Source organism: Arthrobacter sp. NtRootA1, from assembly GCF_019976975.1.
Lineage (GTDB): Bacteria > Actinomycetota > Actinomycetes > Actinomycetales > Micrococcaceae > Arthrobacter > Arthrobacter aromaticivorans.
Genome location: NZ_AP024630.1, coordinates 4,877,823 through 4,892,022, shown reverse-complemented (window position 1 = coordinate 4,892,022; position 14,200 = coordinate 4,877,823). Strand labels below are relative to the sequence as shown.

17 protein-coding genes are annotated in these 14,200 nt (G+C 62.0%); 10 read left to right on the top strand and 7 right to left on the bottom strand.

Annotation, left to right across the window (positions count from 1 at the left end):
• The first annotated feature begins 70 nt into the window (after positions 1–70).
• The 3 genes from LDN90_RS22300 (at position 71) to LDN90_RS22290 (ending at position 2,013) form a co-directional block, all read left to right on the top strand.
• Positions 71–874: a nucleotidyltransferase domain-containing protein gene (locus LDN90_RS22300; protein ID WP_223947170.1), complete on the top strand. Its 804-nt coding sequence runs from the start codon at positions 71–73 to the stop codon at positions 872–874.
• 184 nt (positions 875–1,058) lie between these two features.
• Entirely contained in the window at positions 1,059–1,307 is a 249-nt protein-coding gene (locus tag LDN90_RS22295) for a hypothetical protein (protein ID WP_223947169.1), read from the top strand.
• 307 nt (positions 1,308–1,614) lie between these two features.
• Positions 1,615–2,013, top strand: coding sequence for a hypothetical protein (locus LDN90_RS22290; RefSeq protein ID WP_223947168.1), 399 nt, complete (start codon positions 1,615–1,617; stop codon positions 2,011–2,013).
• 170 nt (positions 2,014–2,183) lie between these two features.
• Here the strand turns inward: LDN90_RS22290 and LDN90_RS24245 are convergent, their stop codons facing one another.
• The 3 genes from LDN90_RS24245 to LDN90_RS22280 form a co-directional block, all read right to left on the bottom strand.
• Complete coding sequence (locus LDN90_RS24245; protein ID WP_263426273.1) at positions 2,184–2,513, bottom strand: fumarylacetoacetate hydrolase family protein; 330 nt, start codon at positions 2,511–2,513, stop codon at positions 2,184–2,186.
• Positions 2,514–2,604: 91 nt separating this feature from the next.
• Positions 2,605–2,850, bottom strand: a complete 246-nt coding sequence (locus LDN90_RS24240) for a fumarylacetoacetate hydrolase family protein (protein ID WP_263426272.1) — start codon at positions 2,848–2,850, stop codon at positions 2,605–2,607.
• 239 nt (positions 2,851–3,089) lie between these two features.
• Positions 3,090–4,124: a LacI family DNA-binding transcriptional regulator gene (locus LDN90_RS22280; RefSeq protein WP_223947167.1), complete on the bottom strand. Its 1,035-nt coding sequence runs from the start codon at positions 4,122–4,124 to the stop codon at positions 3,090–3,092.
• A 167-nt stretch (positions 4,125–4,291) separates the two neighbouring features.
• On the opposite strand from LDN90_RS22280, the gene LDN90_RS22275 reads away from it, so the two are divergent.
• The 3 genes from LDN90_RS22275 (at position 4,292) to LDN90_RS22265 (ending at position 7,563) form a co-directional block, all read left to right on the top strand.
• Complete coding sequence (locus tag LDN90_RS22275; protein ID WP_223947166.1) at positions 4,292–5,233, top strand: dihydrodipicolinate synthase family protein; 942 nt, start codon at positions 4,292–4,294, stop codon at positions 5,231–5,233.
• Between the two features lie 138 nt (positions 5,234–5,371).
• On the top strand, positions 5,372–6,667 hold the full coding sequence (locus LDN90_RS22270; protein WP_223947165.1) for an Nramp family divalent metal transporter: 1,296 nt from the start codon (positions 5,372–5,374) through the stop codon (positions 6,665–6,667).
• 314 nt (positions 6,668–6,981) lie between these two features.
• Complete coding sequence (locus LDN90_RS22265; protein WP_223947164.1) at positions 6,982–7,563, top strand: hypothetical protein; 582 nt, start codon at positions 6,982–6,984, stop codon at positions 7,561–7,563.
• Between the two features lie 54 nt (positions 7,564–7,617).
• On the opposite strand, the gene LDN90_RS22260 is transcribed toward LDN90_RS22265, so the two are convergent.
• On the bottom strand, positions 7,618–8,085 hold the full coding sequence (locus tag LDN90_RS22260) for an Lrp/AsnC family transcriptional regulator (RefSeq protein ID WP_216926352.1): 468 nt from the start codon (positions 8,083–8,085) through the stop codon (positions 7,618–7,620).
• A gap of 338 nt (positions 8,086–8,423) precedes the next feature.
• On the opposite strand from LDN90_RS22260, the gene gluQRS reads away from it, so the two are divergent.
• Together gluQRS and LDN90_RS22250 are read left to right on the top strand one after the other, a co-directional pair.
• Positions 8,424–9,311 (top strand): tRNA glutamyl-Q(34) synthetase GluQRS, encoded by an 888-nt coding sequence (gluQRS, locus tag LDN90_RS22255; RefSeq protein ID WP_223947163.1) that lies wholly within the window; start codon positions 8,424–8,426, stop codon positions 9,309–9,311.
• Between the two features lie 24 nt (positions 9,312–9,335).
• Positions 9,336–10,457 (top strand): serine hydrolase domain-containing protein, encoded by a 1,122-nt coding sequence (locus LDN90_RS22250; protein WP_223947162.1) that lies wholly within the window; start codon positions 9,336–9,338, stop codon positions 10,455–10,457.
• 54 nt (positions 10,458–10,511) lie between these two features.
• On the opposite strand, the gene LDN90_RS22245 is transcribed toward LDN90_RS22250, so the two are convergent.
• A complete protein-coding gene (locus LDN90_RS22245) occupies positions 10,512–11,135 on the bottom strand; it encodes a WHG domain-containing protein (RefSeq protein WP_223947161.1) in 624 nt (207 codons plus the stop codon).
• Positions 11,136–11,252: 117 nt separating this feature from the next.
• On the opposite strand from LDN90_RS22245, the gene LDN90_RS22240 reads away from it, so the two are divergent.
• Together LDN90_RS22240 and LDN90_RS22235 are read left to right on the top strand one after the other, a co-directional pair.
• Complete coding sequence (locus LDN90_RS22240; protein ID WP_223947160.1) at positions 11,253–12,041, top strand: SDR family oxidoreductase; 789 nt, start codon at positions 11,253–11,255, stop codon at positions 12,039–12,041.
• A gap of 135 nt (positions 12,042–12,176) precedes the next feature.
• Entirely contained in the window at positions 12,177–12,713 is a 537-nt protein-coding gene (locus tag LDN90_RS22235) for a phosphohydrolase (RefSeq protein WP_223947159.1), read from the top strand.
• Between the two features lie 8 nt (positions 12,714–12,721).
• Here LDN90_RS22235 and LDN90_RS22230 read toward each other — a convergent pair whose 3' ends face one another.
• Positions 12,722–13,927, bottom strand: a complete 1,206-nt coding sequence (locus LDN90_RS22230; RefSeq protein WP_223947158.1) for a HipA domain-containing protein — start codon at positions 13,925–13,927, stop codon at positions 12,722–12,724.
• Entirely contained in the window at positions 13,924–14,178 is a 255-nt protein-coding gene (locus LDN90_RS22225; protein ID WP_223947157.1) for a helix-turn-helix transcriptional regulator, read from the bottom strand. Before LDN90_RS22225 ends, LDN90_RS22230 begins: the two co-directional genes overlap by 4 nt.
• Positions 14,179–14,200 lie beyond the last annotated feature (22 nt).

The window sequence follows — 14,200 nt, the reverse complement described above, 5'->3', positions numbered from 1 at the left end:
AGCACGTTTCGTTGGCACGGTGATCGACCGGCTTACGGGCGCGGTGGTGTTCAAATGGAAGAATTCGAGGATGACAAAGGCTGCTGCGACTATCCCTGGCCGACTTCGGCCCACCCTTGACGCCTTGGCGTCCGCGTGCAGGGACGACAAGAGGGTGCGCTCAGCCTGGCTCGAAGGCTCGATCGCGCAAGGTGTGGCCGACGACTGGAGTGACATTGACCTGCATCTGTTGGTCGAGGAGTCGGAAGCGTTCGACGCACAAGGCTGGTTGAGCGCGATCGTTCCGCTTGTTCTGGCTGACGCGATCCCCGGGGTGCCAGGAGCGTTGATATGCCTCACGCCCGACTGGATCCACATCGACCTCGTTCTCCACTCAACCACCGAGAATTTGCCGGATTGCCAGCGTGAGGTGCTTTTGGATCGGGCCGAGGAAAGGGTTGCGAACACGGTCGGGACCCTGCCCGGTCCTGCCGATCCCTACTTCCCTGAACAGCAAGTTCGGATCTTCCTGTACTTCATGGGGACAGCCATCGCTGCCCATCACCGCGACGACCTGATAGCCCTGCTCCATGTAACTACGATGATGCGAGATCGGCTCCTGATTCAGTTGATGCTTGCGGAAAACGGGGTAGAGGCAGCGGCTGGAGCCAAGAGGACTACGCGGCGTTTGAATGCCGAACAGATGGACTGTCTTCGTTCCCTGCCTTCCACCGCGGTCAGCGAGGCATCCTTGCTCCAGGCGCTGAAAGTGATCGCAGCCGAGTACCTAGGGAGGGCACATCGGCTGGCGCGCAATTGCCACGCTGTGTGGCCAGATGAGCTCGAACTCGCGACCAAGCGCTTGTGGGCCCGCGAGCTCGGCTTCATCCTCTAGCGGCTAGCCGAGGTCTTTCCCTAAGTTGAACCAGTCCCATCCTTCCGCTGCAGGCATGTCCCTGTGAGGGCTCCTTCACCGGGGAGCACCGCCGCAGTCCTGCAGTGGCTGGAGGGGGCAACCTTGTACCGGCACCAGCAAGCAACCGGCGCCCAAAGTGAATTGAGCTGAGAGGATAGGGACCATGCGAGGAACCGTGTGGGCGTGGGCCAGTGCCCTGATTGGGGCTGCAATTCTGGTGTTGATCTTCTTCTACGGCACCGAATACGGAACATGGGTCGACGAGGCTGGCCCCCTTAGCGTTGAGCCCCCAACCTTCATCCTTCCGTTCGCCATCGGCGGACTTGGCTTTGTGCTCCTGATCGGTGGCGTCATCGCGGGCTCAACCGGAATGCTGAGCGCCGAACGTTCCGGCCGCAAAGCTAAACACTAACGCTAGCGGTCGCAACAGGGGCAATGCGCTCCTACTCCGTTGTAGAGCTCAGAAGTTAGAGCCTGTGCCCGCCAAGGGATCCGTGGGTTCTTGCGGGCATCAGTCATGTGCGTGCCCAAGCAGGACCGGCGTGACGGCCTGATCCAAGACTGCCCACGACTGACTCGCTCAATCGTTGTTGGTCCCGGCCAGGGGAAACTGATCGCAACGGAGGTCAGGGCATGGCCACGGGCCATGCGGACCCAGGGTGGGCGCGTCGTCCCGCCGCTTCCGGTAGGGCTTCTTTTTGGGGAGCCATAATTGCCACATGGCTATAAGTACGGGCGGCATTGTTGAAGATTGGGGTCCGCCGCGCTTGGCGCTCGAGGAGGTTCGAAAGCAGGTGGCGAACTTCGCACCTCGCCAATCGGACCAGGATTACGTCGTCGACATTGCATTTCGTTCATGGCACCTAAACAGAGAGCCCGAGTTCACCGGCGTTCAACCCGCCATGGTCGGGCGCAAGCAGCGACGCTTTATTATCTGGCGTTCAGTCCCCAAAGGATTGAATACTGCTGCAGCCGTTCGTACTTGGCTGGCCAGCGCGCTTCCTGAGACGACGCGGCTAGTCCGTGAGTATCTGCCTCAGAAGTCGAAGTCCTACCCTTCTGAGCAACTCGCAGCCGAGATCGACGGGTTGCGGGAGATGTTGCTAAGAACGGACTAGGTCGACCATTCCAGAAGTACATTCATGCGTACCTGCAGTTTCCGCCCTCGTGCACTGCAGTGCTGCAGGAGGGAATGGAGCGTCCGGTGAGGCATCGGCTTACGGCCGGTCGTTGTCGAGGTGATAGCACCGGGCAGGAAGTAGACGGGTAGCGCTAGAATCGCAGGTCCTTATTCATACACTCTGGCCGCGAGTAGCATCTGGGCGATGAGCCGCCAGGAAGGTTCGTCGGGGACTGGCTCCCCCAGGTTTGCGAAGTAACCATCCATGTCACGCGTCCAAGCTGACAACGCCTCCGGGAAGCTTTCGAGGTCGCTATTCTCCCAGTTTCCAGGTTCTTGTCTTAGTGAGTTTGCCTTTTCCTTCGATGGAGACTTCGAAGCTGTCTCTGCTTTTATTTGCCCGAATCCAATAGGTGTTCCGGTCATGATCACGTCTCCCGGGAGCAGCGTAAATCCCTGCGATATGGCGGAGACCAGTTCGTAGTCGTTGTGAACCATGAGCGCTGTAGTGGCGTTTTGCGCAGTTGGCCGTGGAACTGGCCTTGAACAGGCAGGGCTGTGATGTCGAGATTGGTTTCGATCCAGGGACCTAGGGTGAGGAGGTGTCGAAGCCTTTGGCCCTGGTCCATTGCCCGTCAGCGTTTTGGACGTCCTTGGCGGTGAGGTCGTTCCCGCAGGTAAAACCAAAGATGAAGTCCTTGGCGTCGTCAGGTTCCACTTCACTACAAGGCTGGCCTATGACGACGCAGAGCTCGGCTTCGAACGTTACGTGTGTAGGGAACTTCGGTAGTACGACGTCCTCGCCCGGCCCGACGACTGCGGTGTAGGGCTTCATTAAGAGCTAGCGGGTGACCTCGGTCTGCTGCTTGCTTGTCCAGGTCTTCCGCGGTGACGGCAAAGTTCTTGGCGGCCCAGATGATCTTGCTGCGGGCCGTGATGGGTGCGAGCAGACGGACGTCGGCCAGGTTGTAGGTCTATTTGGTGAGGCTGAGTCAAGAAGCGGATCCCCGATGGCGGTGATTTTCTCGTGGCCGGGCTGGCCGGAATCGGGCGATGCGATGGATGTCCTATGCGTCAGGGCCGGGCGGCTCGGGTGTGGTGCATCGGCGCCCCGCTGGATTGGCGGGGGATCAGGGTGGGCGTTGCACGCCGGATTCGCGGTTCTGTGCCGGGATTGACGATGAGATCTATGGCCGTGGCGGCGATCTGGTCCAGCGGGACGCTGACCGAACTGAGGGGTGTGGGCAGGCGCGCGGACAGCGGCGTGTCGTTGTAGCCAACCAGAGCGAGAGCATCGGGGATGGTGATGCCGTTGTGCTGGGCGGCTGCCATGATACCCATCGCGATGTTGTCGTTTGCGGCAAAGATGGCCGTTGGTCGGTTTCCGGGTCCTGCGGCGAGGAGGGTTTGTCCTGCGGTGTAGCCGTTTTCGATGCCGTACCCGGCGGCGACCATCCATTCCTCCCTTATTGAGATGCCTGCTTCCTCAAGTGCCCTCCGGGCACCTGCCAAGCGTGCCGTTCCGGTAGAAGTGAAGTCTGGGCCGGTGATTACGGCGATATCCTGGTGGCCCAAGTCAACCAAGTGCCGGACGGCGAGGTAGCCGCCGACCTCATCATCTCCGATTGCGGACGGGCTTTCCCCGTCGGTACGAAGGACAAGCGCGTGTGCCACCTTGCGGTGACGCAGGAGTTTTGGCAGTTCATCGCCGAGCCGGGCGGTGGCAAGGATCAGCCCGTCGACGTTCCGGTCCAGCAGTGTCTCGGCTGCACGGCGCTCATCTTCGGGATCATCGCCGCTGCTGGCCACCATGGCAAAGTAACCGCGCGCCGCTGCGGCGCGTTCCACCGCTTCGAACATCAGCGCCATGACCGTATCGCTAAGACGCGGTACCAGCACTCCGAGGGTGCGGGTCTCTCCCCGGCGAAGGCTGGAGGCAAACGAATTTCTGCGGTATCCGAGCTCCTCGGCGACCTTCCGCACATGGGCGGCGGCGGCCGACCGTGAGGTGGTGCGCTCGTCCAAGGCGCGGCTGGCCGTGGAGATGCTCACGCCGCTGGCTGCAGCGACGTCTTTGAGCGTGACGATAGCGCCAGGGGCCGGCTCCATTGCGGTTCTCCTCTTCAGCAGGGGCGTTATGGACACTCTATTCCTTCTTCTTGCAAACGTTCTCTTGACAGTGAGCTGCGACACGTGCAAACTTGAAAACGTTCCCGCAAACGTTTTCATTCTAGCGGAACTACTGACCATCAAAGAAGACAAGAAGGTAGCTGCAAATGGCACTCGATCTCCGCGGACTCAGCCCCGCACCTGTCACCCCATTCACCGAAGATGGCGCTGTCGACTTCGCTGCGATCCAGCGTCTGGGGTCGTGGCTCGGATCGATTGAGGGCGTGAAGAGCCTCGTCGTCCTGGGACATGCCGGCGAAGGTACGTTCCTCACCGAGGAAGAGCAGTTGGACGTTATCCGCGCATTCGTCGCATCCACCGACGGCCGCGTACCGGTCGTGGCCGGCATCACCAAGGAGGGCAACAAGACCGCCGCCCTCGAGGCCAAGAAGGCCGTCGAGGCCGGTGCATCCGCTGGCCTCGTTTACCCCTCGCATGGGTGGCTGCGCTTCGGATACCAAAAAGGCGCACCCCAGTCGCGTTACAAGGAGATCTACGAAGAGTCCGGCCTGCCGCTGATCCTCTTCCAGTACCCGGACAACACAAAAGCAACCTACGACCTCGACACTCAGCTGGAGATCGCAGGCCAGGAAGGCGTCTTTGCAACGAAGAACGGTGTCCGGAACATGCGCCGTTGGTACACCGAGATCCCCGCGCTGCGCGCCGCATACCCCGAGCTGCAGATCCTGTCCTGCCATGATGAGTACCTGCTGCCGACCATGTTCGATGTCGACGGTCTGCTCGTTGGCTACGGCAACATCGCCCCTGAGCTGCTCGTCGAACTGATCGAGGCCGGCAAGGCCCAGGACTACCCGCGTGCCCACGCCATTCATGAGCGGCTCCTCCCGGTGACCCGGAACGTTTACCACCGCGGCTCCCACATGGAGGGTACCGTCGCCTTGAAGTGGGGCCTGGTGAACCGCGGCATCCTGGACCACGCCACCGTGCGCACCCCGCTGCTGCCCCTGCCCCAGGGTGCCGACACCGAAATCGCAGCCGCCTTCGCCGAAGCCAACATCGGCAAGGTCACCACGGCCGCTGCCATCTGACCTCGCCTTGCCCCACGGGGCAACCAGAGGTCCTAATGGGCGGCGGGTCCCTCGGCCCGCCGCCCGTGCCCCAGCTTTTGCTCTCCACCCCGGGCAATGACGCCCCCAGCAATGTCGCTGTATAAGGAGGACTCGCCGATGCGCGAGCAGAATAAGACCATCACCCGTTCAGCTCACAGGGAAGAACAGATGGCAACCCAGCAAGGAAACCAGCCAGCTACCGCTCCGAAGCGTCGCACTTTCCTGGGCTACCTGGCTCTGATGGGCCCGGCCTTCGTCGTCGGCGCCTGGCAGTTCGGCCCCGGCAACCTCACCACCGCTGTACAAGCCGGCAGCCGCTTCGACTACAGCCTCGTCTGGGTCATCGCAGTATCCACCATCATGATGATTTTCTTCACCGACATGAGCGTCCGGCTCGGCATCGTCACACCGACTTCCTTGATCACCTCCATCAAAGACCACCTGGGCAAATGGGTCGGCGTGCTGGCCGGTTTCGGGGTCTTCGGCATCACCTTGATGTTCTCCGTCGGCAACGCCGTGGGCTCCGGCCTCGGCCTGTCCTTGGTCTTTGGAGGCTCTCCGGTTCTCTGGACGATCGTCTGCACAATCGCCGTAGGCATTGTCCTAGCCTTCAAAAACGTCTACGGCGTGGTTGAAAAAGCCCTTCTGGTAATCGTCGTGCTCATGGGGCTGGCCTTCATCGCCAGCACTGTTGTGGCACAACCGGACTGGTATCGCGCCCTCGAAGGCGCTGTTCCGACCCTGCCGGCAGGAAGTGAAATTCTGGTCGTCGCACTGGTCGGCACCAACTTCTCCATCAATGCCGCGTTCTACACCGCCTACGGCATCAAAGAACACAAGCGCACCCGAGCCGATTACCGCGACATCACTCTCGCGGACACCATCCCCGGTATCGTCGCACCCGGCATCATGACCGCACTGGTGATCATGGTTGCCGCCGCGGTCCTCGGCAGGACCGGCGGCGAAGCAGGCACGATCAATGCCCTCGCCTCCATCTTCACGCCCCTCGCCGGTCCCGTGGGATCCATGGTCTTCGCTCTCGGACTCTCCGGTGCGGCGTTCTCCTCCATGATCGCCAACGCCACTGCCGGCGGCACGATGGTCTCGGACGCGCTCGGCCGCGGCGCGAAAGCCGGGTCCCCCATGGCCCGGATCTTCACGGGCATGATCCTGGCATTCGGCCTGATCATCACTCTGTTGTTCCAGTCCTCTCCCGTTGGCCTGATCGTCATCGCCCAGTCCCTCACAGTCCTCATCGCACCCCTGCTGGGCGTCCTCATAGTCGTCATGGCCAACAAGGCCTCCGTCATGGGAGACCTGCGCAACAAATGGTGGCAGAACCTCTTCGCCGCCATCGGCATGATAGCCATCATCGCCTCCTCTATCCGCCTCATCACCACACTCATCGGCTAAGACGCCCCCACCAAAAGTAGTGCCCCTGAAAACTACAGGGGCACTACTTTTGTTGCTACCTAAACGCTGCGGCGATCAGGGGGCAGATCTATGGCGCTGCAATTCAAACGGATCGCCCGTAAGCCGGTGGCTCACCGGACACGAAAGGTCACCTTCAACTACAAGGTCGACAGCCCTCCAGGAAAGGACCCGGATTCCCATAGTCCGCTGCACAAGGCTGACCATCAGTTGCTCTGGACCAAGGAGCTATGCGACGGGGAGCTGTTCAAAGTGCAGGTCCCGGCGGGCCAAAGGAGCGTCGTAAGAACTACCTAATGTTCGAGCAGACCCCCGACAAAAGGTTCACGTTCGGGAGTGATGCCGTCACGAACTCCTACACCAAGTGGGGGAAGCCGAGGAACTTGGTTGAGGCTAAGGCCGAGTTGAGCGAGGAGCAGCAGCACCGCTATTTCAACCCGCCGTACACGATCGGCAGTGCCATGATCTGGCCCGTCAGGAAAATACACCGGCCCACCCTGAACACCGCCAGGGGAATGAGGCTACGGATCGCGGACCGGATGGACCTAACTCTGGAATGCATCCGGCGCCACTACGCTGCCGAGCCAGGCGGTCCCCTCGCCGATGTCACCACCAACTACGCGGACTTCTTCAAACTCTTCTGCACGTTCAAGCAGTTCGTGGAGTTCTTCCACTTCCAGGACCTCGTGACGCCGGAGGGAAAGATCGACTTCTTCCTAGAGGAGGACGAGAACTTCAACCGTCCCGGAGTCCCGACGACGAAGGACGAGTACATCAGAGTTCGGGAAGCCTCGCTGAAGTTCATAGCGCTGCGGGGCAACCGGATGGCCGACTGGGTCGAGAAGAACCACCCCGACATTAAGGTCCGCCGGCAATAAACAACGCTTGCCGCAGGTGCTCCCTATGTGCATAACTTCGATACATCCAGGGGCCTACGCTGGGCCCTCCTTCAGCAACCCCGTAGTCCGGTAAGGAATCACTTCGCGCAGGAACATGCTGGTGGACGTACGCACGATTCCCGGGCAGAGCCTGATTTCCTCAGAGACGCGGTACAGGTCATCCGGGCTCTTGGCTACCACCCTGATGATGAGGTCGGTATCGCCCGCGGGAGCGTGGCATTCGAGTACCTCAGGGATCTCCCGTAGCGCGGCAATGGCTTCATTGAGGTGGCTTTGATCGAGTTCGGCGCTGACAGCAGCGGCCACACCCCGGCCAAGTGCCGAGGGCAGCACGCGGCTGCTGTTGGGGCGCAATGCTCCCGATGCCGTCATCCGCTCCAGTCGGGACTGGACGGTGCCGCGTGCCAGGTGCAGCTTCTGGGCCAGAACCATGATGGGGACGCGGGGATCCTCATCAAGTGCGGCAATGATCCTGCGGTCCGTCGCGTCGAGTTCCTGCAAAATGACCACTTCCTGACTGCGATTTCAACTCTGATTAGTCAGATCGACTACTCAATGCCATGTCTATTGCACCTACTGTATGCGTACTGCTGAAATGGTGACAACGAAGCAGGGCGAGGCTACCGCCGGATCCCGCAGGCAGCAGGCACCTGGAACACCACCCGGACCCCTGTACAGGTTTCCCGCAAGGAAGCAGCCGCTGATTGACTCTTGTTCACAGCATTGTCATTCTGCACCCGCCTGTCCTAACGGGCAGCACAGCAAGAGCCCCTGAGCCACCGGATCGTTGCGGTAGCTGAGGGGCTCTTGTGTTGTGCGCGGACGCATAGGCTTGGATCATGACGTCTGCAGGCCGCTTCGCCCCGAGTCCTTCCGGGGAACTGCATGTAGGCAATCTCCGGACGGCGATCCTCGCCTGGCTCTTCGCTAAATCCACTGGCCGCGACTTCCTGCTCCGCGTTGAGGACCTGGACCGGGCCCGGTCCGGCGCGGAGGCTGAGCAGCTCCGCGACCTGGAGGCCGTCGGCGTCAGTTGGGACGCCGCCGTCGTGCGTCAGACTGAACGAGGGCCGCTGTACGAGGACGCAATTGCGCGCCTGGCTGCCGAGGGCCGCACCTACGAATGCTTCTGCACGCGCCGGGAAATCCAGGAAGCGCCGTCTGCGCCGCACTCTCCACAAGGCGCGTATCCGGGCACGTGCCGCACGCTGTCCGAGGCCGAGCGCGAGATCCGCCGGGCGTCGCGTCCGGCCTCGATCCGCCTCCGATCGGAGGTCGCTGAGTGGGCTGTTGAGGACCAGTTGCACGGCAACTATGTCGGTGTGGTGGACGACTTTGTGCTGCGCCGCAACGATGGTGTCACGGCCTACAACCTGGCAGTCGTAGTGGACGATGCCGCCCAGGGAATCGACCAGGTGGTCAGGGGCGATGACCTCCTTCCGTCCACTCCGCGGCAGGCGTACTTGGCCACCCTGTTGGGCTTGCCAGTGCCGGAATATGCCCACGTTCCACTGGTTGTAAACCACGACGGCGTGAGGCTGGCGAAGCGCGACGGTGCAGTAACCCTGGGCGACCTCGCCGCCGTCGGAGTAACAGCGGTGAGCGTGCGCGACCTCCTCCTTGAGTCGTTGGGACTACCGGCTGGTTCCTTGCAGGATGCCGTGCCGGAATTCGACCCCCGAAGGCTTCCAAGGGAGCGCTGGGTGTGGAAAACGCCCAGGGGCTGAGTGCAGGCAAAGTAGGCTGTCTGGATGCATTCACAGGTGATCGCCCCAGGTTTCGAATCCGTAGCCGAACTGTTCGGCCGTTTCCTTGAACAGGACCCGGACTATTCTGCGCAGGTGGCGGCGTACCATCGGGGTGTCAAGGTGCTGGATATCAGCGGTGGGCCCCACATTCGTCCCGATTCGGTGACAGGTGTTTTCTCGTGCTCCAAAGGCATGGCAGGCCTTGTCATGGCTCTGCTCGTTCAAGACGGCGAACTGGATCTCGACGCGGAAGTGGGCAAATATTGGCCGGAGTTCGGGGTTGAGGGGAAGGCCTCCATCACTGTTTCCCAACTCCTTTCGCACCAGGCCGGACTGTTGGGCGTCGAGGGAGGCGTGAGCCTTGAGGAAGTCAACAATTCCGAACTCGCGGCGGCGAAGCTCGCCAAACTTCCGCCCCTGTGGAAGCCCGGGGCGGCATTCGGTTACCACGCACTGACAATCGGAGTTTTCATGGAGGAGCTGTGCCGTCGAATCACGGGTTCCACGCTCCAGGAGGTCTTCGAACAGCGGATCCGATCCGTGACGGGTGCCCACTTCTACCTTGGCCTACCGGATGCTGAGGAAGAACGCTTCGCGCCTTTCCGCTGGGCCGCCGACCCCGCCTTGCCCTGGGTAGACCCCGCCAGCCACTTCGGTTTGGCGGCCAATGCTGCAGAGGGCGACATCCTGGATCTTCCGAACATCCGCGAAGTCCGCGCCGCGGGTATGAGTTCGGTAGCGGGCGTTTCCAGCGCTGAGGGGATGGCCAGGATCTACGCTGCAGCGGTGACGGGGTTGGCGGCAGGCGGTCAGGCCGCCGTCGCACCCTTCCTGACGGAGGAGACCATCCGCAGGGTTTCCGCTGAGCAGGTGTTTGGGATCGATCGCGTCTTCGGCGAGACCGGTTGCTTTGCCACTGTTTTCATGAAGTCGCACAGCCGCATGCCGTTCGGCAGCTACCGCGCGTTCGGGCACGACGGCGCCAGCGCGTCTTTGGGGTTCGCGGACCCGGTGTATGAACTTGGCTTTGGATACGTCCCGCAACAGGCCGAGACCGGAGGAATTGGATGCCGCAATCTCCTGCTCAGTTCAGCCGTCCGGGAGGCAATTGCAGGGCTTTCGTAGTCCCGCCAGTGCCCTTTTGGCCGGGGGCTTAGGCTAACCAGGCGCTCAGGCTGGTTAGGAGCCCGTTGTCTGTGAGAGTTGCGCTGCCGGAACCCCCGCTGCCATGCCGGCCCACAGGGTGTCAGTGGTGGCAGCGACAACGTCCTCAACGCTATTGCCGTCCAGCTGCTTGCCTGCCGCCAGGAGCGCGGCGCCATGCAAGCTCACGAAGCACACCATGGCCAGGGTTTCCGTGTCGCCCGGCGCCAAGGCTCCACCATCCTGTGCCTCTGCAATGAGGGCGCGGGCTACGTGGATCCCTTGCTCCCCGATATTCCGCAACTCACTGCTGGACCCGGGGTGATGCTTGGTGGAGTACATGACGGTCAAGAGCGCCGGGTGGGAGACCGCGAAGTCCACATAGGCGTTGGCCATGCTTGCAAAGCGCTGACGAAGGTCATCTCCACTGCCGGCCTCAACTATGCGCTGGTTCATCATCTCAAAGCCAGCCAATGCCAAGGCATCGATGAGGGATTGCTTGTCGCGGAAGTGTTTGGCCGGCGCCCCATGGCTGACGTTGAGGTCCCGGGCCAACTGCCTCAGGGAGAGGCCGTCGACGCCGGCTTGCTCAATGGTTTCCATGGCACGCTCCAGCAGAGCCTCTCGCAGCTTGCCGTGGTGGTAGGGCTGATCCGTCATACAGCAAGTCTAGCGGAGAAGTAGTCATTGACAACAATGTAGTCAGTGCCTACGATGTTGGCATTGACTACATTGAGCGGGCTTCACCGGAGCCGGCGCTTACAGATTGGAATTGCCATGACCATGACCTATTCGGGTACGACTGCATTGATCACCGGCGCCAGCTCCGGGCTTGGCGCCGAATTCGCAAGCCGTTTGGCCGCTCGAGGTTCCAACCTGGTCCTCGTAGCCCGCCGCGCCGACCGTCTTGAAGAACTGGCCAGGAAATTGCGTGCCGAGCACGGCGTAGCCGTTACCGTGCTTCCCATGGACCTGGGCCGTGCTGGTGTGGGCAAGGAACTCTTGGAGGAAATGGCCACGCGCGGAATCACCGTGGACACCCTAATCAACAATGCAGGCTTTGGAACCCGCGCTCCGTTGGTTGAGGAAGACCCGGAAGTCATCGCTTCCGAGATCGCACTCAATGTGGCTGCATTGGTGGATATCACCCGGGCATTCATGCCGGGCATGCTCTCCTCGGGCAAGGGCGCCCTGGTGAATGTCGCCAGCACCGCAGCGTTCCAGCCCATCCCCGGAATGGCCGTATACGGGGCAACCAAGGCGTTCGTCCTCAGCTTTACCGAGGCCGTTGCCCACGAGGCCAAGAGCTCGGGACTTCGTGTGCTTGCCCTCTGCCCGGGCGCCACCCGCACCGAGTTCTTCGATGTCCTCGGCAGCGAATCCGCGGCAGTCGGACGGATGCAGACCTCAGCGCAGGTTGTGGAAACAGCCCTCAAAGCGCTGGGCCGCCCCGGAACTCCGGCAAGCGTTGTGTCCGGTTGGGCCAACCGGATCGCAGCAGGTGTCGCGCAGCGCTTGCCCAGGGCGCTCGTAGTGGGCATCGCCGCCCGCGCTGTGCAGGAGTAGTGCCAGGGCAGGAATAGTGCACGGCAGCGCGGCGGGGTAGTGCCAGCACTTGGGTAGGCGCCGTGCGGGACTTTACGGATAGCCTGAAGAAAGGTCCGATCCCTGTTCGGTGCCTACATCAATCCGGAGGCCAGCATGACCGAACCACGCTTCACCGTTGAGACGGCGAAGATACTCGCCGAGGTGGCCCACAACCGCCAAAAGGACAAGCTCAAGCGCCCTTATCGGGAGCATGTCTTGGCGGTGGGGGACGCGCTCGCCGACTTCGACGAGGACATCCAGATTGCGGGCTACCTTCACGACATCGCCGAGGATACTCCCATCACGCGGCAAGCCCTGCTGGATATGGGGGTCTCCGAGCGCGCCCTCGCAATCATCGAACGTGTCACGCGCCGCTTCCACGATGACCCTGACGATTATGAAGCAGGGATCCGGTTTGTGGCCGAAGACCACGATGCCACCTTGGTCAAAATTGCCGATAATGCCCACAATTCCCTTCCGGAGCGAGTCCAAGCGCTGGCAGAGAAATGGCCCGACAAGCCGCCCACGACCCGCTATGCCGACGCCCGTCCGGTGCTCTACACGGCCGTGCCGCGGGAAGAAGTGGAGTTGATCCTGCAAAGGGTCAACCCGTACCTGCTCCCGGAGCTTGACGAAATCGTTCCTGACTAACCGCGGGGTCAGCCCTCCATGAGGCGCCGACGATGCTTGAGCTCCTTGGTCCATTCCTTGGTTTGCCTCGCCGCGAAGGGAGAGGCGCCGCCGTCGAGGTCGCTGATCAACGAGCCGGTTGCTTTGAGGGCGATGTCCACGGAATGTTGTGCCGCCCGTTCGGTCAGTCCAAGCTTCGCGGCCCAGGCGAGGAAGTGCTTGCGGGAGATACCCGTCTTCTTCCCGCCGACGGCCAGAGCCAGCGTCTTGTCGCCGTAAACCACTGTGGAGGGAATGTCGTAGACCGGGGCGATGGTGAATTCGCGCGCGCCAAGAACGCCAGGCGCCTCCACCATGGAAACGTTCTTGGCGTGCAGATCCCCGTTCCCTGTCAGCCAGGCAAACGCGAGTTGGATGACCAGATTCCGGAGTGCCGGAAGGCGTGCAGGGCAATGCCCGGCCAGCGCCGCACAGACTTCGCTGAACGGAACGCTGTACTTGTCCGCGGGGTACAGCCCCAGGATCTGGGCCCCGTCCTCCACCGCCAGTCGCAGAGGCGAGCCGTCAGCAGCGGTGATCCGATCAAAACGCTCCACCAAGAGGCCCGCCCTGCCGCCGACGTCGTGCACCAACTGCACGTTGCTTACAGGAATCCGCAGCCGACGCGCATAACGGAACATCAGGAACTCGTTTTCCACCACGGAGGGGAACTCCGGGGCGTTGAGCTTAAGGATGTATCGCTTGCCCGCCTGCGCCACGGGCAGTGAAATCATCCCCGCAGATAACTTGTCCTGTACACCCGCCAGCGCTACGGGATCGATCAATCCGGAATCACCCAGCAACGCATCAAAGTCCAGCGGCAGTTTTGAATCAAGCACGACGGCGGCACCCCCTTCCGCCAGCGCCTCGCCGTGGGGGACCGTCTGGACATCGCCCACTGCGTCGCCGCCCGCTGCCATGAGGAGAGCGAGTTCGTCGTCGGCGCTCGCCTTGACGCTGCGTCGCAGCGAGTTGAGCCGCCGCCCCTCAGGCAGCAGTCCGGTGAAGTAGGGCGGTACTGCGCCGCTGGGTGTAAAAACAGGCTCGGCACTCACAGGGAGCGTCGTTGCCACGGCGGGTAGGCCGGCGTCGAGGTACTTCGGAAGGTAGCTGAACTTGGTGCCGCCCTCATGCCGTTCGAGGCGCGCCGCAAGGATGCCTTGTTTGTAGACGTCGGCGATGCGGTGGAAGGTCATTGTGCTGTCTCAGAGGCTGTCTCTAAAGCGGTAGGCCTGCCGGCTTGGCGCAGGGAAAGTTCCAGGCCGAGGGTGTCCAGCACGGCCAGAAGGGGCTCAAGCTGGACTGTGCTCTTGCCAGTTTCCACGAACCGGACGAACCGTTCGGAGACGCCCGCGAGATCGGCGAGGTCCTGTTGGCTCAGGCTCAACGAGGCACGGCGGGCGCGTACTTCAGAGCCCAGAGTTGCCATGAGGCTGTTGGCTGGCATGAGGCCCTCCCACTTCGCGAAT

Bases quoted from the DNA above. Each gene is read 5' to 3' on its own strand.
- LDN90_RS22245 (WP_223947161.1), bottom strand. From the start codon at position 11,135: ATGACGGATCAGCCCTACCACCACGGCAAGCTGCGAGAGGCTCTGCTG.
- LDN90_RS22270 (WP_223947165.1), top strand. From the start codon at position 5,372: ATGCGCGAGCAGAATAAGACCATCACCCGTTCAGCTCACAGGGAAGAA.
- LDN90_RS22250 (WP_223947162.1), top strand. From the start codon at position 9,336: ATGCATTCACAGGTGATCGCCCCAGGTTTCGAATCCGTAGCCGAACTG.
- LDN90_RS22290 (WP_223947168.1), top strand. From the start codon at position 1,615: ATGGCTATAAGTACGGGCGGCATTGTTGAAGATTGGGGTCCGCCGCGC.
- LDN90_RS22275 (WP_223947166.1), top strand. From the start codon at position 4,292: ATGGCACTCGATCTCCGCGGACTCAGCCCCGCACCTGTCACCCCATTC.
- LDN90_RS24240 (WP_263426272.1), bottom strand. From the start codon at position 2,850: ATGAAGCCCTACACCGCAGTCGTCGGGCCGGGCGAGGACGTCGTACTA.
- LDN90_RS24245 (WP_263426273.1), bottom strand. From the start codon at position 2,513: ATGGTTCACAACGACTACGAACTGGTCTCCGCCATATCGCAGGGATTT.
- LDN90_RS22280 (WP_223947167.1), bottom strand. From the start codon at position 4,124: ATGGAGCCGGCCCCTGGCGCTATCGTCACGCTCAAAGACGTCGCTGCA.
- LDN90_RS22225 (WP_223947157.1), bottom strand. From the start codon at position 14,178: ATGCCAGCCAACAGCCTCATGGCAACTCTGGGCTCTGAAGTACGCGCC.
- LDN90_RS22300 (WP_223947170.1), top strand. From the start codon at position 71: ATGACAAAGGCTGCTGCGACTATCCCTGGCCGACTTCGGCCCACCCTT.
- LDN90_RS22235 (WP_223947159.1), top strand. From the start codon at position 12,177: ATGACCGAACCACGCTTCACCGTTGAGACGGCGAAGATACTCGCCGAG.
- LDN90_RS22295 (WP_223947169.1), top strand. From the start codon at position 1,059: ATGCGAGGAACCGTGTGGGCGTGGGCCAGTGCCCTGATTGGGGCTGCA.
- LDN90_RS22230 (WP_223947158.1), bottom strand. From the start codon at position 13,927: ATGACCTTCCACCGCATCGCCGACGTCTACAAACAAGGCATCCTTGCG.
- gluQRS (WP_223947163.1), top strand. From the start codon at position 8,424: ATGACGTCTGCAGGCCGCTTCGCCCCGAGTCCTTCCGGGGAACTGCAT.
- LDN90_RS22240 (WP_223947160.1), top strand. From the start codon at position 11,253: ATGACCATGACCTATTCGGGTACGACTGCATTGATCACCGGCGCCAGC.
- LDN90_RS22265 (WP_223947164.1), top strand. From the start codon at position 6,982: ATGTTCGAGCAGACCCCCGACAAAAGGTTCACGTTCGGGAGTGATGCC.